The sequence below is a fragment of the Aestuariivirga sp. genome (assembly GCF_044239095.1).
GTDB lineage: Bacteria > Pseudomonadota > Alphaproteobacteria > Rhizobiales > Aestuariivirgaceae > Aestuariivirga.
In genome coordinates this window covers 1-17049 of record NZ_JBIICB010000065.1, presented here as the reverse complement: position 1 = coordinate 17049, position 17049 = coordinate 1, and the positions used below count along the sequence as shown (strand labels likewise).

14 protein-coding genes are annotated in these 17049 nt (G+C 64.6%); 10 read left to right on the top strand and 4 right to left on the bottom strand.

Annotation, left to right across the window (positions count from 1 at the left end; genetic code table 11):
* The coding region (locus ACILRA_RS08360) for a DUF4056 domain-containing protein (RefSeq protein WP_395661644.1) at positions 1–2139 on the top strand (2139 nt) is incomplete at its 5' end.
* 13 nt (positions 2140–2152) lie between these two features.
* Here the strand turns inward: ACILRA_RS08360 and ACILRA_RS08355 are convergent.
* Complete coding sequence (locus ACILRA_RS08355) at positions 2153–3610, bottom strand: amidase (RefSeq protein WP_395661643.1); 1458 nt, start codon at positions 3608–3610, stop codon at positions 2153–2155.
* 95 nt (positions 3611–3705) lie between these two features.
* Between ACILRA_RS08355 and ACILRA_RS08350 the strand changes: the two genes are divergently transcribed.
* From ACILRA_RS08350 to ACILRA_RS08340, 3 genes are all read left to right on the top strand, one after another.
* Positions 3706–4629 (top strand): DMT family transporter, encoded by a 924-nt coding sequence (locus ACILRA_RS08350; RefSeq protein ID WP_395661642.1) that lies wholly within the window; start codon positions 3706–3708, stop codon positions 4627–4629.
* A gap of 142 nt (positions 4630–4771) precedes the next feature.
* Entirely contained in the window at positions 4772–4957 is a 186-nt protein-coding gene (locus tag ACILRA_RS08345; protein WP_395661641.1) for a type II toxin-antitoxin system RelE/ParE family toxin, read from the top strand.
* Positions 4958–4970: 13 nt separating this feature from the next.
* Positions 4971–5261 carry a HigA family addiction module antitoxin gene (locus ACILRA_RS08340; RefSeq protein WP_395661640.1) on the top strand — a complete coding sequence of 97 codons (291 nt, stop codon included), beginning with the start codon at positions 4971–4973 and terminating at the stop codon, positions 5259–5261.
* Positions 5262–5267: 6 nt separating this feature from the next.
* Here ACILRA_RS08340 and ACILRA_RS08335 read toward each other — a convergent pair whose 3' ends face one another.
* Positions 5268–6842, bottom strand: a complete 1575-nt coding sequence (locus ACILRA_RS08335; protein ID WP_395661639.1) for a trimethylamine methyltransferase family protein — start codon at positions 6840–6842, stop codon at positions 5268–5270.
* A 726-nt stretch (positions 6843–7568) separates the two neighbouring features.
* Complete coding sequence (locus ACILRA_RS08330; RefSeq protein WP_395661638.1) at positions 7569–8774, bottom strand: cytochrome P450; 1206 nt, start codon at positions 8772–8774, stop codon at positions 7569–7571.
* Positions 8775–8819: 45 nt separating this feature from the next.
* Here ACILRA_RS08330 and ACILRA_RS08325 point away from each other — a divergent pair, with 45 nt between their 5' ends.
* The 5 genes from ACILRA_RS08325 to ACILRA_RS08305 are packed head-to-tail and all read left to right on the top strand — an operon-like array spanning position 8820 to position 15122.
* Entirely contained in the window at positions 8820–10088 is a 1269-nt protein-coding gene (locus ACILRA_RS08325; RefSeq protein ID WP_395661637.1) for a multidrug effflux MFS transporter, read from the top strand.
* A 49-nt stretch (positions 10089–10137) separates the two neighbouring features.
* Positions 10138–11397 (top strand): sarcosine oxidase subunit beta family protein, encoded by a 1260-nt coding sequence (locus tag ACILRA_RS08320; protein ID WP_395661636.1) that lies wholly within the window; start codon positions 10138–10140, stop codon positions 11395–11397.
* Positions 11394–11639, top strand: a complete 246-nt coding sequence (locus ACILRA_RS08315; protein WP_395661635.1) for a sarcosine oxidase subunit delta — start codon at positions 11394–11396, stop codon at positions 11637–11639. The genes ACILRA_RS08320 and ACILRA_RS08315 overlap by 4 nt, the downstream gene beginning before the upstream one ends.
* The gene (locus ACILRA_RS08310) at positions 11636–14590 is read left to right on the top strand and encodes a sarcosine oxidase subunit alpha family protein (RefSeq protein ID WP_395661634.1); all 2955 of its coding nucleotides are present in this window, start codon (positions 11636–11638) and stop codon (positions 14588–14590) included. The genes ACILRA_RS08315 and ACILRA_RS08310 overlap by 4 nt, the downstream gene beginning before the upstream one ends.
* Positions 14583–15122: a sarcosine oxidase subunit gamma gene (locus ACILRA_RS08305; protein ID WP_395661633.1), complete on the top strand. Its 540-nt coding sequence runs from the start codon at positions 14583–14585 to the stop codon at positions 15120–15122. Before ACILRA_RS08310 ends, ACILRA_RS08305 begins: the two co-directional genes overlap by 8 nt.
* On the opposite strand, the gene ACILRA_RS08300 is transcribed toward ACILRA_RS08305, so the two are convergent.
* Positions 15085–15966, bottom strand: coding sequence for a LysR substrate-binding domain-containing protein (locus ACILRA_RS08300; RefSeq protein ID WP_395661632.1), 882 nt, complete (start codon positions 15964–15966; stop codon positions 15085–15087). The genes ACILRA_RS08305 and ACILRA_RS08300 overlap by 38 nt on opposite strands.
* A 98-nt stretch (positions 15967–16064) precedes the next feature.
* On the opposite strand from ACILRA_RS08300, the gene ACILRA_RS08295 reads away from it, so the two are divergent.
* The gene (locus ACILRA_RS08295; RefSeq protein ID WP_395661631.1) at positions 16065–16853 is read left to right on the top strand and encodes a 2OG-Fe(II) oxygenase; all 789 of its coding nucleotides are present in this window, start codon (positions 16065–16067) and stop codon (positions 16851–16853) included.
* The last annotated feature ends 196 nt before the right edge of the window (positions 16854–17049 follow it).

The window sequence follows — 17049 nt, the reverse complement described above, 5'->3', positions numbered from 1 at the left end:
GGCCAATCCACTAGCCTTCCGAAGATGGATGCACGTGACGTCGCGCGGATCGACCTCATCCAGAAGAAGGGTGATTTCGCAGGGGTCATTGAACTGCTCCTGTCCTTCGACGGGCGTCAGCCTGATGGCAAGCCATGGTCCTATGTTCTGGATGTGCCCGTGCTGGCCCTCAGCGTCAGCATTGATTGCCGCAAGGAGAAGGTGACGCCCGCTTTCGTCATGAGCCCCGCCATCGGCAACAGCGATCTGATCGCGCATCTGGAGGAGAATGCGCTGCATTACTCTTCCGCCATCTGGCGCTCGCTTGATGCGGCGGCGATCACCACGTTGCTTGGCACCTACATGCTCAATGGCCAGCGGCTGATCGAGGTGATCGACCCGGTGCCTGTGGCTGTGTCTGGCAACTATCTCGTGTTCCGCTTCTATGGCGATCTCGGCACGGATGCTTGGGAGGCGCTGAAGGAAAAGCTTGGCGAGGATGCTACCCCGCGTGAGGACATGGTGCCGCTGCCCAGCGGCGGCGTCTTCGCGGAAGCCGTGCTCGGCCGCTCTAACGCTGCCGAAAAGCTGGATATCACGCGCTTCTGGAACTGGCAGGATTCGCCCATCCCGATCCTGCCCTCCGAGATCAGCCCGCTCAGCGCCGGCGGCAAGGCCAATGACAAGACGCCTCAGACCGGGGCACTTGAAGGTTCCATCGTCAACATCGTCAACCCGCCGTCGCTGCCGGATCCCGCAGGGCTGGGGCCCCTCTATTCGGCGGTCGCCAACGGCGGCATGTTCCGCGACATGAGCGGGCTTGCCCAGACGACGGCCCTTGTAGGTGCAGCCCTGCAGGCCGCACAGGCAGGTGCCGCCAACGCCACGGGCGCTGCGGGCGAGGCGCAGAAAGTGGCAGCCCAGCAATTGACGGAGGTGTTGAAGATCGCCGCCCAGGTGGCGCTCGCCGCGATGACAGGCGGTGGCAGTGCGGGCCTGAGCGCGCTCGGCGCCATTGGCGGTGCGGCAGCGGGCGGGGCTCCGGCAAAGCCGGGCGTTGCCAACACGCCATCCAACGCCGGTGCGCTGATCAACCACGGTGCGTCGATGGATGCGCGGCCGCAGGCGGGTTCTCCTGCGCCGGGAAGCAGTGGTGGCACGCCTGCCCCCAGCGGCGGCACGGCACCAAGCGGCAGTTCAGGCAGCGGGGGGCAGGCGGCAAGCCGGGAAGCCCAGGCGGCGGATGTGGCGTTAACCGGCTCGGGTGGCGGGGCCGGCGGCGCTTTTGGTCCGATGGGAATGGTCAGCAGGATGATCGCGGACAGTGTGATTGCTGCGGCACCGCCGGTCCTGACGGTGCCGCCGTCACGCACCTGCTGCGCGCTGCAGGCTTATGATACGTTTATGTCCAGTCCCATCGAACCTTCGAAGGCGACCGGCCACATCTATGGATCATCGAGTATTGCGAACTGTGGCTATATCTATACGGAGAAGGCGGGTCTCCTCGACATTGCACATCTCCGCGACCACGTTGACCTGACGAAGTACGCCTTTGACGCGATCGGGGCCGGTCTGGGGCGGATCGAATGCCGGGAGGGGATCGCGACGATCGATCAATCCCCTCAGGACCCGATCCTGCTGGCACAGGCGATCGCCTTTGCCGATTCCTGGGCGCATGAACTGAAGACGTTCGGGACGCGGCAGGACTATTCTTCCTTCTCGCCCGAGGACATGGTCTCGAATTTTCTGGGCACCTACATCGGAGGGCGGGCCATTGCACTGGCGGGGGCGGGCTCAGGGTTCAACGCAGCGGTGGACACGCTGCTTGCCGGCCTCCTGTCCTCGCTGGCTGCCCGCCCTGCCGCGGACACCTACGCTGCCATCAAGTCGAAGTCCGGCAAGTGGTTCGATCCGCTTCCGGGCATGGCGCTTCACCATCGCAACTTCGACGTCGTGCCGTGGTTTGCAGGCATGCCATTCGACAATCCGCCTGCACCTTCCTTCATCGGCTTGTCACTGCTGACGCCGGTCTTCTCTCAGTTCCAGTACGTTGTGTCGGATCCCCTGGCAGACGGATCTGTGCCGACGCTTGCTGACTTCCCGAGTGCCACAACCCGTATTCGCGCACCCTTCGCTGCGGCGGGCAAGGACAAGCCTTGAAGGAGAAAGCTGCTCAATAGCCCGGCGGCGGAATAAAGCCGCCGTACTCCTTCTCCAGCAGTTCGGCGAAGCGGATCGAGGTGTAGTCGCCATATGACCTCGTGATGATCTGAACGCCCGCGGGCAGGCCTTCGGGCGTCAGGCCCATGGGGGCCACGGTGGAGGGCAGGTAGAAGCAGCCGGAATAGCCCGCCCAGAACAGCTGGTCCGTCGTCGGCACGCGCTTGCCGTTCACCGTGATCTTGCGTTCATGCCGCTCGCCTTCATGGTCATGCGGGAAGGCGGCGGAGGCCGCGGCGGGGCAGATCATCACGTCCCAGTCCTCGAAGAACTGGTCCCACAGCAGGCGCATCTGGTGGCGGCGCTCGTTGTATTTCAGCCAGTCGCGATGCGAGAGCACATAGGCGCGCAGCATCTTGGTCAGGTAGCTGTCGTCGAGGGGGTCGGTTGCGGCGACCTTGCGCTGGTTCGTGATGAAGTCCTCATCCGTCTGGCGGCGGCTGGTGGCAGAGCGCAGCAGCGCGATGTAGACGTCCATCGCCTCTTTGGTGGAGAATTGCGGACGTGCCGTGGTGGAGAGTTTCCTGACGCGCTTTCCGAGAAACTGCGTCAGCTGGCCGATGAGGTCCTGCACCGGAAGGTCGACCTCCGACTGCTCGTCCGTGACCATGACCGCGACGCGGAAATCCTTCAGGGACTTTTGCCTCGCAGGCGGCAGGGTGAGGGCATAGCCGCGCGCCTCCGGCCCCGCTGGCCCCGCGAGGAGCTTCAGCATCGCCGCAAGATCGCGCGCCGAGCGGGCCAACGGCCCCGCGACAGAAATGTCGCCGGGCTCGACGATGCCGGGCAGCAGGTGGCCCTGGTAAGGCACGACGCCGTAGGTCGGCTTGTGGCCATAGACGCCGCAGTAATGCGCCGGATTGCGGATCGAGGCGCCGATGTCCGAGCCGATCTCGAGGGCCGACATGCCGGTGGCGAGTGCGGCGGCCGAGCCCCCTGACGAGCCGCCGGGCGAGCGCGTCACATCCCATGGGTTGTTGGTGGTGCCGTAGATGGCGTTGAAGCTTTGCCAGTCGGCCAGCATCAGGGGCACGTTGGTCTTGCCATAGATCACGGCGCCCGCCCCGGTGAGGCGGGTGATCGCCACGGCATCGGCGGAGGCGATGTTGTCCCTGAAGCGAGGATCGCCCCAGGTGGAGGGCGTGCCTGACCAGTCGAAGCTTTCCTTGGCCGTCATCGGCACGCCGTCGAACGGACCCAGGGGCTTACCCTTCTTCAGCCGCCTGTCGGCCGCGGCGGCGGCCTTCTTGGCGCGGGCGATGTCGGTGACCACCACGGCATTCAGCGCGCCATTGTGCCGTGCATATTGTTCAAGGCACTGCTCGAGAAGGGCTTGTGACTTGAGTTTTCCCGCGCGCAGCAGGCGGCCGAGTTCGGTGCCGGAACGGAAATGCAGCGGAAGGCGGGCCATGGGATGCTCCTGTCTTGCCCGCCAAACTAGCTCCGCATGCCAGAACTGCAATCCCCCATGCTGACGGGGCGTGCTCCAGCGTATAGAGAGCGGGCATGGACCGCCGCAGCCTGATCACTGGTTACCTGCTCGTCGCCGCCGGCTCGGCGATGTTTTCGTCGAAGGCGATCTTCATCAAGCTCGCGTATCTGGAACGTTATGACTCGCTGCTGATCCTCGCCTGGCGCATGGTCTTCGCGCTGCCCATCTTCCTGGTGGTGGGAGCAGCCGAACTCATGCGCCGGAAGGCAGAGGGCAAGCCCCTGCCGCGGCGCAACGCGGTGCTCGGCGCGGTGGGCATCGGCCTAATCGGCTATTACCTCGCCATGGTGCTGGATTTCGCGGGGCTGCTCTATGTGACGGCCCAGCTGGAGCGGCTCGCACTCTTCACCTATCCGATCTTCCTGATCTTCCTCGGGGCCGTCTTCTTCGGCATGCGGCTCACGGCCTCATCTCTGATTGCCGCGTTGATCACCTATCTGGGGCTGGCCGTGGTTTTCGTCTCGGATTTCTCGCTGGGCGGCGCCAATGTGACGCTCGGAACGCTGCTCGTGCTCGGTGCGGCTGTGAGCTTCGCCCTCTATCAGCTGATGGCCAAGCGCTATATCGGCGAAATGGGGTCGACGCTGTTCACATCCGTGGCGCTCTCGGCCGCCGCCGTCACCACGCTCGCCCATGTGTTCATCGTGCGGGGCGCGCTCGATACCTCCATGTCCACGCATTACTTCATGCTGGCCGCGGGCATCGGCATCCTGGCAACGGTGCTGCCATCCTTCTTCGTCAACGCCGGCCTCGCCCGCATCGGCGCTGCATCCACCGCCATCATCTCCAACGTCTCGCCGCTGCTGACGATCTATTTCGCGGTCGTGCTGCTGGGCGAGGAGTTCACCCTGCCGCATGCCATCGGCACGGCGCTGGTGGTCGGCGGCGTTGGCTATCACACCTGGCGGGAGTTGAAGAAACCGGCGGTAGAAGCCTAGCAGAACCGATCCTTGAATTCTGTATCACGACATGATACATGACGTCGTGATCATAAGTGCGAAAGGGAAACTCACCGCGGACGCGTTGCGCGGCCGGTTCGGTAAGGGCTTCCCTTCCGACCTGGTGAAGCGAACGCGGGCCATGCTGTCTGCCCTGGATGCGGCGGTTGTTCTGGGTGATCTGCGGTTTCCACCGGGCAACCACCTTGAGGACCTGAAGGGCGACCGCGCCGGGCAGCATTCCGTCCGCATCAACGATCAATGGCGGATCTGCTTCACATGGACCGAACAGGGCCCGGCAGACGTTGAGATTGTCGATTATCACTGAAGGAAGAAACGTCATGTCACTGCTCGTCAATCCGTCCCACCCCGGTGAGGTGTTACAGGAGCTCTATCTGACGCCATTGGGCCTGAGTGCCATCGCTCTCGCGCGCCGGATCCATGTGCCCCGTACGCGCATTGAGAGGTTGGTGAAGGGCGAGACGGCGCTCACCGCCGACACGGCCATGCGCCTCGCCAAGGTTTTTGGCACGACTCCCGAATACTGGATGAACCTCCAGCGCGCCTGGGACCTGGCTCGCGCGCGCGAAACCATCGACGTCTCCAGCATCGAGCCGCTTGCCGCGGCCTGAGGTGCCTCAGCTCACATTGTCGGGGAGCACTTCCTTGCGCTTGGCCATGAAGGCCTGGAGTTGCTCGTCAATGCCCTGGTCCAGCGGCGGCGCCTCGTAGTCGCGGAGCATCTGCTTCCACTTCTCGTTGGCGCGGACCACGATGTCCTTCTCACCCTCGTCGCGCCACTGTTCGAAGGAGTTGTTGTCGGCGAGCCCAGAGCGCCAGAAGGCGGTCTCGAAATTCGCCTGTGTGTGCGCGCAGCCGAGGTAATGCGAGCCGGGGCCCACCTCGCGGATAGCGTCCAGCGCCTGGCCGTTCTCGGAGAAGTCCACGCCCTCGGCGAACTTCTGGTACATGGAAAGCTGGTCGGCATCCATGATGAGCTTCTCATAGCCTGACGCCAGCCCGCCCTCGAGCCAGCCTGCCGCATGAAGGCAGAAGTTGACGCCCGAGAGCAGCGTCGACCACATGGTGTTCGCACTCTCATAAGCCGCCTGTGCATCGGGAAGCTTCGAGCCGCAAAGGCTGCCGCCGGAGCGGAAGGGAACACCCATGCGCCGCGCGAGCTGAGCCGCACCGAATGTCACCATGGCAGGCTCTGGCGAACCGAAAGTCGGTGCACCGGACTGCATGGACATGGACGCGGCGAAGGTGCCGAACACCACGGGCGCACCAGGGCGGCAGAGCTGGGTAAAGGCGATACCGACGGAGGCCTCAGCCAGGATCTGCGTGAGGGTTCCGACCGTCGTCACCGGCGACATGGCGCCCGCCACGATGAAGGGAGAGATCACGCAGGCCTGGTTGGCCCGCGCCAGAACCTTCAGCGCGCCCAGCATCACGCCGTCCCACACCATCGGCGAGTTGGCGTTGATGAGCGAGGTCATCACGCAGTTCTGATCCACGAAGTCCTTGCCGAAGACCATCTCCGCCATGGCAACGGAATCAGCCGAGCGCTCGCCCGCCGTCACCGAGGCCATAAAGGGTTTGTCAGAATATTTGATGTGGGTGTAGATCATGTCCAGGTGGCGCTTGGCCACCGGAATGTCGACGGGTTCACACAGCGTGCCGCCCGCATGGTGCAGGCTCGGCAGCATGTAGACGAGCTTGGCGAAGTTGCGGAAATCCTCGATCGTGGCGTAGCGGCGGCCTTCGTCGAGATTGCGGATGAAGGGCGGGCCATAGACCGGAGCAAACACCATGTTGTTGCCGCCAATCGTCACATTGTTCGCCGGGTTGCGCGCATGCTGCACATATTCGCGCGGCGCCGTCTTGATCAGCGCGCGCACGAGGCCCTTGGGAAAGCGCACGCGGTAGCGCTTCGGGTCGGTGGCAGACGGCTTCACGTCGGCGCCCGCGTCCTTCCACATGGCGGCTGCTTCATCGTCTTCGTAGATGTCGAGGCCGATCTCCTGCAACACGGTCTCGGCATTGCGCTCGATCAGCTCCAGCTGCTCGTCCGTGAAGGGCTCATAGGGCTTGATGGCGCGGCGGATGAAGCCTGCATGCTTGACAGTCGTGGAGGTGCGGGCAGCGCGGCGGGCATCAGCACCACCACGGGCACGGCGGCTGGAAGTGGGAGCGGGCTGGACGTCAGTCATGGATCAAGCCTGTTGAGAAGTTTTCACGTGAGGGATGGTTTACGCTCAACCCACCTCCTGGGCGTGAAGGGAAACGTCAGCCCATGGCCGGGAAACGACCACGATGCCACCCCTCCCCCTTGTGGGGAGGGGTAGGGGTGGGGGTGCATCCGCATGCGAGATGCTGGCGGGTGTGACTCGCGGACAGACCCCCTCACCCCGGCCCTCTCCCCCTGCGGGGGCGAGGGGGAAGAAGGGGCTGGAATGTCACCTTCAAGCTCTCGCGCCCGTGGAATTGATAGGCTTTGGGGTAGCGCGGGGTCTCGGCCAGGGCGAGCCGTGCTGGGAGACGACGCTGGGTGCTTCCCCCTCGCCCCCACGCATGTGGGGGAGAGGGTGGGGTGAGGGGGTGCATCCGCATCCGAGATGCAGGCGGGCTGACTCGCGGACCGACCCCCTCACCCCGGCCCTCTCCCCCTGCGGGGGCGAGGGGGAAGAAGGGGCTGGAATGTCACCTTCAAGCTCTCCAATCCGTGGAAATGATTGGCATTGCGGTCGCGTGGGGCCTCGGCCAGGGCGAGCCGTGCTGGGAGACGACGCTGGGTGCTTCCCCCTCGCCCCCACGCATGTGGTGGAGAGGGTGGGGTGAGGGGGTGCATCCGCATCCGAGATGCTGGCGGGTGGGACTCGCGGACAGACCCCCTCACCCCGGCCCTCTCCCCCTGCGGGGGCGAGGGGGAGAAGGGGTTAGAACGTCACCTTCAAGTTCTCCAGGCCGTGGAAATGATAGGCGTTTCGGTAGCGCGGTGTCTCGGCCAGGGCCAGGCGTGGAAGGCGCTGGAACAGCAGCGGCAGGGCGATCTGCATCTCCAGCCGGGCCAGTGGGGCCCCGATGCAGAAGTGGATGCCGGCGCCGAAGCTGACCTGGGGGTTGGGGTCTCGACCGGGAATGAAGCGGTCCGGCTCGGCGAACCGCGCCGGGTCGCGGTTGGCCGCACCTAGCAGCAGGCCCACGCTCTCGCCCTTCTTCAGGCGGATCCCGGCATATTCAAGGTCTTCCAGCGCATAGCGGGCGAAGAGGTGGAGGGGCGCATCGTATCTGAGCGTCTCTTCCACACAGGCCTCGTCGATGCCGGTGCGGATGCCCTGTTCGAGCAGGCACTTGATACCGTTGCCGATGGCATGCACTGTCGCCTCATGCCCAGCGTTGAGGATCAGGATGGCGGTGGTGACGAGCTCATCCTCCGTCAGCTTCGCGCCCTGTTCCTCCGCCCGGATGAGTTCGGAGAGGAGATCCTCCTTTGGCTGCTTCCGCCGCCGGGTGATGTAGCCCCTCATGAAATCGGAGAATTCCACCGTGGCCTTCACGGCGCTGTCTTCCACCGCGCGGTCCCGCCGCGCCATGTACATCGCCACCATGTCATGCGACCAGGCGAGTAGCTGCTGGGCCATATCGGTGGGGACACCCAGAAGATCGCAGATCACGATGACGGGGATGGGCGTTGCGAAGTCGCCCAGCAGTTCCGCCTCGCCCTTTGCCTCAAAGCGGTCGATCAAGCCATTGGCGAGGCTGGTGATTGCGGGCCTCATCCGCTCCACCTGGCGGGACAGGAAAGAGCGGTTGATGAGGCTCCGCAGCCTGGTGTGGACAGGTGGCTCGAGTTCCAGCAGCGAATGTGATTCAAAGTCGTAGAAAGGCTTGAGGTGCGGCGGCGTATCAGGCCAGCCCAGTTCCTCGCGCGTGGCCACATGCAGGATCTGGCGGCCAAAGCGGCGGTCGCGCAGCAGGGCGTTCACATCCTCATGCCTTGCAAAGCACCAGTGGCCATAGTGTTCCCACTGGAACACCGGTGTTTCTTTGCGGATTGCGTGGTAGGCGGGATAGGGGTCGTTGTAGAAGCCCGGATCGACGGGATCGAGGAAGACCGAGCGGCGTGCTGTGTCGATGCGCATGGCAGCCATCTTCCCGCGAAGTCGCCTTATGTTGCAAGTCCGGCTATGAAGCGGCGGAATGCGGAGGACAACAATGACACGTCACACCGGCCCCGCGACCCGACATCAGGTGACCTGATGCGGGATATTGGCAAGCGGCCCGTCGAGTTCATCCTGCTGGTGGCGCTGCTCAACGCCATGGTGGCGATGTCGATCGACACCATGCTGCCGGCCATCGGCACGATTGCGGAAGAACTGGGTGCGGCTGACCCGAACAGCCGGCAATTCATCATCACGGCGTTCTTTGCGGGGCTGACGCTGGGCACGCTCATCTATGGGCCGTGGTCGGATTCGATCGGCCGCAAGCGCGCCATTGGCGTTGGACTTGTCATATATGCCATCGGCTCACTCATCTGCCTGTTCTCCTTCGATTTCTCGATGATCCTCGTGGGGCGCTTCATCCAGGGCTTCGGGGCGTCTGCCCCGCGCATCGTGTCGATTGCCATGGTGCGGGACGGGCAGGGCGGCGCCGCCATGGCGCGCGTCATGTCCTTCGTGATGATGGTGTTCATGCTGGTGCCGATGCTGGCGCCGAGCATCGGCACGCTGGTGCTGCTCATCGCCAGCTGGCGCTTCATCTTCCTCGGTCTCCTCGCCGTTGGCGCTTTGGCGGGGCTGTGGCTGTGGCTGCGCCAGGAAGAAACGCTGCCGCGCGAGCGGCGCACGCCGCTGGCCGTGGCAACGCTGATTTCGGCGGCGGGGCAGGTGCTGCGCCATCCGGTGGCCATGGGCTATACGCTGGGGGCGGGCTTCATCTTCGGTAGCTTCATCATCTATCTCGGCACCTCGCAGCAGATCTTTGCCGAGCAATATGGGCAGGGTGACTTTTTTGCGCTGTGGTTCGCCTTCTTCGCGGGCGGCATGGCCATCGCCATGATGGTGAATGCCAGGCTGGTGATGCGGCTGGGCATGCGGACCCTCTCCAAGCTGGCGCTGCGCAGTTTCCTCGTCCTCTCTGTGCTGTTCCTGGGTCTTTGCCTGTGGCAGGGCGGGCACCCGCCCCTGTGGATGCTCGCCGCCTTCCTTCTCGTCACCTTCTTCTGCTCGGGGTTGCTGTTCGGCAATTTCAATGCCATCGCCATGGAGCCCATGGGGCGGATTGCTGGCATGGCAGCGGCCATCATCGGATCGCTGTCATCGCTCATCGCCATCCTCACCGGCGGCTACATCGGGCAGCTTTATGACGGAACCGTCATTCCGCTGGTGGCGGGCTTCACCGGGCTGGGGCTTCTGACGTTCTTCAGCACGGAATGGGCGGAACGCCGCAGGAGGTGAGGTTTCTGCACCTTGCCGAGGCGGCGGCAGGTCTGGTAGCAACGCTGCCGTGTCCAGGAAATATTCAGCCTTCGCCCTCGCGCGCCATGCCCTCGACCCGGATCTTCCGTGGCCCCGGGCCTGGGAATCGCCCGAACCCCGCTCCTCCTACGATGTCGTCATCGTCGGCGGCGGCGGCCATGGCCTTGCCACGGCCTATTACCTCGCCAAGAACCACGGCATCACCAATGTCGCGGTGATCGAGCGGAACTACATCGGCTCCGGCAATGTGGGCCGCAACACCACGCTGATCCGCTCGAACTACATGATCGGCGGCAACACCGCCTTCTTCGAACATTCGCTGAAGCTGTGGGAGGGGCTCTCCCACGACCTCAACTTCAACTGCATGGTCTCCCAGCGCGGCCAGATCGTGCTGGCGATCAGCCCGGTGCAGATGGACGTCTTCGCGCGGCGCGGCAACACCATGCGCCTTAACGGCATCGACGCTGACTTGCTGGACGCGGGGGAGGTGCGGAAGCTTCTGCCCTATCTCGATTATTCCAAGGACGCCCGCTGGCCCATCTACGGCGCCATCATGCAGCCGCGTGCGGGAACGGTGCGGCATGACGCGGTCGCCTGGGGCTATGCCCGTGCGGCTTCTGCATTGGGTGTGCACATCATCGAGAATTGCGATGTCACGGGCTTTGTCATCGACAATGGCGTGGTGTCGGGTGTCGAGACCTCGCGCGGCCGCATCAATGCCGGAAAGGTCGGTATCGCGGTTGCGGGCCATACCAGCCACGTGGCGAAGATGGCGGGCCTCAGGCTCCCTGTCGAAAGCCACATCCTGCAGGCCTTCGTGACGGAGCCGATCAAGCCCATCGTCGACCATGTCGTGTCCTGGGGTGCGGAGCTCTTCTACCTCTCTCAGTCAGACAAGGGCGGCCTCGTCTTCGGCGGCCACATCGACGGCTTCAACACCTATACCCAGCGCGGCCAGTTCAACCGCATCCAGACGGTGGCGGAATGCGCGGTCTCGCTCATGCCCTTCATCTCGCGGCTGCGGCTGCTCCGCCACTGGGGCGGCATCCAGGACATGACGCCGGACGGCAGCCCCTTCATCTGCCGCACGCCGGTCCGCAACCTCTATCTCAACGGCGGCTGGTGCTATCAGGGCTTCAAGGCCACGCCCGCCTCGGGCTGGACCTTCTCCCACACCATCGCCCATGACCAGGAACATGAGCTCGTCCGCGACTTCGCCCTCGACCGCTTCGAGAAGGGCAGGGAGCTCGACGAGTTCGGCCTCGGCAACTGGACCTACAAGCAATGATGATCCCGTGCCCCCATTGCGGAGACCGTGACGTCTCCGAATTCCGCTACGGCGGCGATGCCACGAAGGAGCGCCCGCAGCACGGCGCGGGCGACCTCAAGGTCTGGCATGACTATGTCTTCGTGTTTGACAATCCCAAAGGTCCGCACACGGAATATTGGCAGCATGTGCTGGGCTGCCGCCGCTGGTTCAAGTTGGCGCGCAACACCGCGACCAATGTGATCGAAGGCGTGGTGTCATGAGCCATTTCCGCAGGCTGTCCAAGGGTGGCCGTATCGACCGCTCGAAGCGCGTCTCAGCCCGTTTCGATGGCAAGGCTCTCACCGGTTTCGCGGGCGACACGCTGGCCTCGGCCCTTCTCGCCAATGACAGGCTGCTGGTGGGCCGCAGCTTCAAGTATCACCGCCCGCGCGGGATCATTGCCGCCGGGATCGAGGAGCCGAACGGCCTCTTCACCATCGGCGAGGGCGCGACGACCGAACCGAACGTCGCGGCCACCGTGGTGGAACTCTTCGACGGGCTCGTCGCCAGCACGCAGAATGCCTGGCCTTCTGCCGACTTCGATGTGATGGCGGTGAATTCGATCCTCGCCCCCATGTTCCAGTCGGGCTTCTACTACAAGACCTTCATGGGCCCGCGCAAAGGCTCATGGATGTTCTACGAGCCCTTCATCCGCAAGGCGGCGGGGCTGGGCAAGGCCACAGACCAGCGCGACCCTGACCGCTATGACATGCGCTACGCCTTCTGCGACGTGCTGGTCATCGGCTCAGGCCCCGCAGGATTAGCGGCGGCGCTGACCGCTGGCCGCAGCGGCGCGCGCGTGGTGCTGGCGGAGCAGGATACGGAATTCGGCGGCTCGCTCCTCTCGGGCTCCGATGCGGAACACGAGGGTTGGCGCGCGTCTTGTGTCGAGGAACTGAAGAGCTTGCCCAATGTCGAGGCTTTCACCCGCACCACCGTGCAGGGCCTGTATGACAGCAATCTCGCCGTGCTGGTCGAAAACCGCAGCCATCTGCGCCCCGATGCGCGGAAGGGCCAGGCCCGCATGCTGCTGACGCAGTTGCGCGCCAAGACAATCATCATGGCAACGGGCGCCATCGAGCGTCCGCTCGTCTTCTCCAACAATGACCGTCCGGGCGTGATGCTGGCTTCGGCGCTGCGCAGCTACGCCAACCGTTTCGCCGTGGCGCCGGAGAAGCGCGCGGTGATCGTCGCAAACAACGACACTGCTTATCATGCAGCGCTGGACCTTGCTGCCGTGGGCGTCGCCGTCACCGTGGCGGATCATCGCGCCGCCGTCTCCGCCGATCTCCTCGCGCGCGCAGGCGCCAAGGGCATCGCCATCTTCCCTGGCAGCGGCATTGTCGATGTCGAGGGCAGCAAGGCGGTCAAGGCCGTGAAGCTGGGCGGCATGCATGCCGTCACCGTTGAATGCGACGTGGTCGGCATGGCGGGCGGCTGGTCGCCCGTGGTGCATCTTTCCTCACACGGTGGCATCAAACCGAAATACGACGAGGCCGTCGCGGGCTTCGTGCCCGGCGGCTTCCCGTCCTCGCATTTCGGCGCGGGCGCGATGATGGGGACGTTTGGACTCTCCGCGGCAATCGCCGAAGGGGCGAATGCCGGTGCCTCTGCCGCGGCCTCCGCAGGCTTCGGCAAGACGCGGCCCGTCTTCGCGCCGGAACATGTGACTGATCGCACATACGCCATCCTCCCCATCTGGGCGCCGCCGCAGATGGGTAAGGGCAAGGCCTTCGTCGACTTCCAGAGCGACGTGACGCTGAAGGACGTGAAGACCGCGCATCAGGAAGGTTACCGCTCGGTGGAGCACCTCAAGCGCTATACCACGCTCGGCATGGGCACCGATCAGGGCAAGACGTCCAACATCAACGCGCTCGCCCTGATGGCTGAATATCGCGGCATCACCATTCCGGAGGCGGGCACCACAACCTTCCGCCCGCCTTACGCGCCGCTCACCATGGGGGCGATCGCAGGCCGCACCGTTGGTTCGCATTTCCGCCCGGTGCGCCGCTCGCCGCTCAATGACTGGCACGAGAAGAATGGCGCCACCTTCATCGATGCGGGGCTTTGGAAGCGCGCCTGGTACTATGCCTGGGCTGGTTCCTCGCCCGAGACCGCTTACGTGAAGGAGATGGAACTCGTCCGCAAGGGCGTGGGCCTCGCTGACGTCTCCACCCTCGGCAAGATCGATATCCAAGGGCCGGACGCGGCGGAGTTCCTCAACCGCGTCTATGTCAACGGCTTCGCCAAGCTGCCCGTCGGCAAGGTGCGCTATGGCGTGATGCTGAATGACGACGGAATCGTGCTGGACGACGGCACCACGGCGCGCATTTCGGACACTCAGTTCTACATGACGACAACGACCGCGCAGGCGGGCGAGGTCATGTCATGGCTCGAATATCTGCTCCAGTGCCACTGGACGGACCTCAACGTGCAGGTCGCCTCCCTCACGGACGAATGGGCGGGCATGGCCGTCTCCGGCCCCAAGGCACGCGAGGCGCTGCAACTGGCCTTCCCGGATGCGGACCTCTCGAACGAGGGGCTGCCCTACATGGGCTGCAAGGATTTTGTCTTCGACGGCGTGACCGTGCGGTTGCTGCGCATGTCCTTCTCGGGCGAGCTTGCTTATGAAGTCCATGTCGCGGCGGATTATGCGATCAGCCTGTGGGAGCACATCCTCAAGGCCGCAGCTCCAACCGGCATCAAGCCCTATGGCCTCGAGGCGCTGGCGAGCCTGCGCATCGAGAAGGGCCACGTTGCGGGCCTCGAGCTCGATCATCGCAACACATTGGATGATCTGGGCTTGGCCAAGATGGCCGGCAAGGAGAAGGACTACGTGGGCCGCGCGCTCCGCTTCCGCGAGGATTGCCAGAGCCCGGAACGCTGGAGCCTCGTCGGCCTCGAACTCATGGAGCCGGAAAAGAAGCTGCGCGGCGGGGCGATCCTGTTTGCCGCCACCGACGAGATCAAGGGCCACGGCCGGGGCTACATCACCTCGGTGACGTGGTCGACGGAACTGAACAAGTTCATCGCGCTGGGTCTCTATCATGGCGGCCTCCGCCACGAGGGCGAGGAGATCATCGCCGCTTTCCCGCTCAAGAACGAGCAGGCAAGGCTGAAGATCGTCTCGCCCCACTTCATCGACAAGGAAGGAGCGCGCCTCCATGCTTGAGCGCCGTTCGGCCCTGGCCTCCGCCAAGCCTTATGTGAGCAGCACGCTTGCCATCGCGGAGCGCCCCGGCTTCACCCTCACGCAGGTGGCGGGCCTCGATGAGGGCTTCGAAGCCAAGCTCGCCGATGCCGTGGGTCCTCTGCCTGCAAAGGTCGAACGCGCTGAGGTCAACGGCGACCGCGTGATCTTCCGCATTGGCCCCGCGCAGTTCTGGCTCGTCGAGCCGGAGAGCGGCGCCACGCCCGCAAGCCTTGCCGGCATCGGCGCGGTGACGCCGCTGTCAAGCAGCCGCGTGCGCATCCAGATTGCCGGTGCGCCGATGCGCGAGGTGCTGTCCATGCTGGTGCCGATCGATCTCCATCCGTCCGTCTTCACGCCCGGTTCGGTGGCTCTCACGGGCATCCACCACACGCCCGTCACGCTTCATTGCACGGGTGAGGACGCGGTGGATGTTTATGTCATGCGCAGCTTCGCGCGTGATGTGTGGGACGCCATCACCGACGTGAGCCTGCGCTTCGCAGAGAGTCGGTAAGCTGCACGAGACCGGGCTTGCGCGCCTTGGCGCGCGGCCATGCGGCGCAATAGTCGTGGCCGAGTGGCAATGACGCTGCATCGGCTACGACGAGTTCTCCCTTGCGCAACGCTTCCTGCGCCAGCGCCCGCTGGCCGAGTGCCACGCCCAGTCCCCGCCGCGCGAAGTCCAGCGCCAGCTGCGAGGAGCCGACCCTGTGCCCTTTCGACGGATCGACGCGGCGGCCCGGATGATGGCGCCCGAACCACTCGTCCCATGAGGGATGCGATGCGAAATCCTGACCCCAGCTGGTGTGGATGAGCATCTCATCCGGCAGCGTAAGGATGGTGAGGCCCTGCGCCATCGCGGGGCTGCACATCGGCAGCACCGCGTCGCGGAACAGCGGCGCCACCTGCAGACCGGGATAGGAGGCGCTGCCGTAGAAGACGCGCAGGTCGATCTCGCTTCCCGCGAAATCCACCGGATCGTTCTCAATGCGCAAGTCGATCGCAAGCGGGGACGCCTCCGCCAGAACGGGCATGAACCAGCATTCGGCGAGTGACGGGATCACGCTCACCACCAGCCGCCCGCGCGCCGAGGCGGCCAGTACGCGGCGGGTGAGGGTGGCGATGTCCTCCAGTGCGGGTGTGATGCCGGCCTGCACGGCCTCGCCCGCATCGGTCAGGACCACGCGGTTGTTGAGCCTGGTGAACAGCTTCCGCCGGAAGAAGGTTTCGAGGTTGCGCACCTGCTGGCTCACCGCCGCTGGGCTTACATTGAGTTCGGCAGCGGCTGCCACGTAGCTTCCCGTGCGGGCGGCCGATTCGAATGATTTCAAGGCGTTGAGTGGCGGCAGCTTGAGCATGCGGAGGGCCCTGCAATAGAAAATCTGAGGCAGCCTAACATTTTGGCCCCTTGTGGCAAGCCGCCAGTCCCGCGAGTGTCAGGGCAGGGAGAACCTTCATGCAGCACATCCTCGATCTCGACCGCTACCCGCTCCACCAGCCCGGAACGAACCGTTGGCATGATCTCGTGTCACGCTGCCGTGCCGATCTGGCGCGTGAGGGCATGTTCAACCTCGAAGGCCTGGTGAAGCCGGAGGCCCTGGCACAGGCCATCGCCGAAATCCGCCCGGTGATGGACACGCTCTCCTTCACCCACCGCCGCCGCCACAACATTTACTTCCGCAAGGAGATCCCGGGCCTCAGCGCCGATCACCCCGCGCTGCAGCTGTGTGACACGGTCAACCACACCGTCTGCGCCGATCAGATCATGCAGTCCGTGCCCCTGTGGATCTATGAGTGGTCGCACTTCATCACCTTCCTTGCTGCGGCGATGGGGAAGGACGCACTGTTCCCCGCGCGCGATGCGCTGGCCCGCGTCAATGTCATGAGCTATCGCGACGGCGAGGCGCTGAACTGGCACTTCGACCGCAGCGAGTTCACCACCACGCTGCTGCTGCAGGCGCCCGAGCAGGGGGGCGAGTTCATCTACCGCACCGATCTCAGAAGCGACGAGGACCCGAACTACGACGGTGTTGCGAAGCTGCTGCGCGGCGAAGATCCGGACGTCAAGACGCTCACCCTCTCGGCCGGCACGCTCAACGTCTTCCGCGGCAAGAACACCGCCCACAAGGTCGGGACGGTGCGAGGGGATCGCGAGCGGATGATTGCGGTCTTCTCCTACTTCGACAGGCCGGGCGTGGTGTTCTCGCGCGAGGACCAGCTGGGCTTCTACGGCCGCGCCGCATGACCTTAATGCCGTCATCCCGGCGAAGGCCGGGGTGATGCCAATTGAGGGGAGGGATTACGTCTTCACATCCGCCACTGTCGCGCCCGGCATCTTCACCAGCTTCTCGAACCCGATTTCGAACACCGCATTCGGCGTCCCGCCCGCCGCCCACAAGCTCGGCACGGTGCGAGGGGATCGCGAGCGGATGATTGCAGTC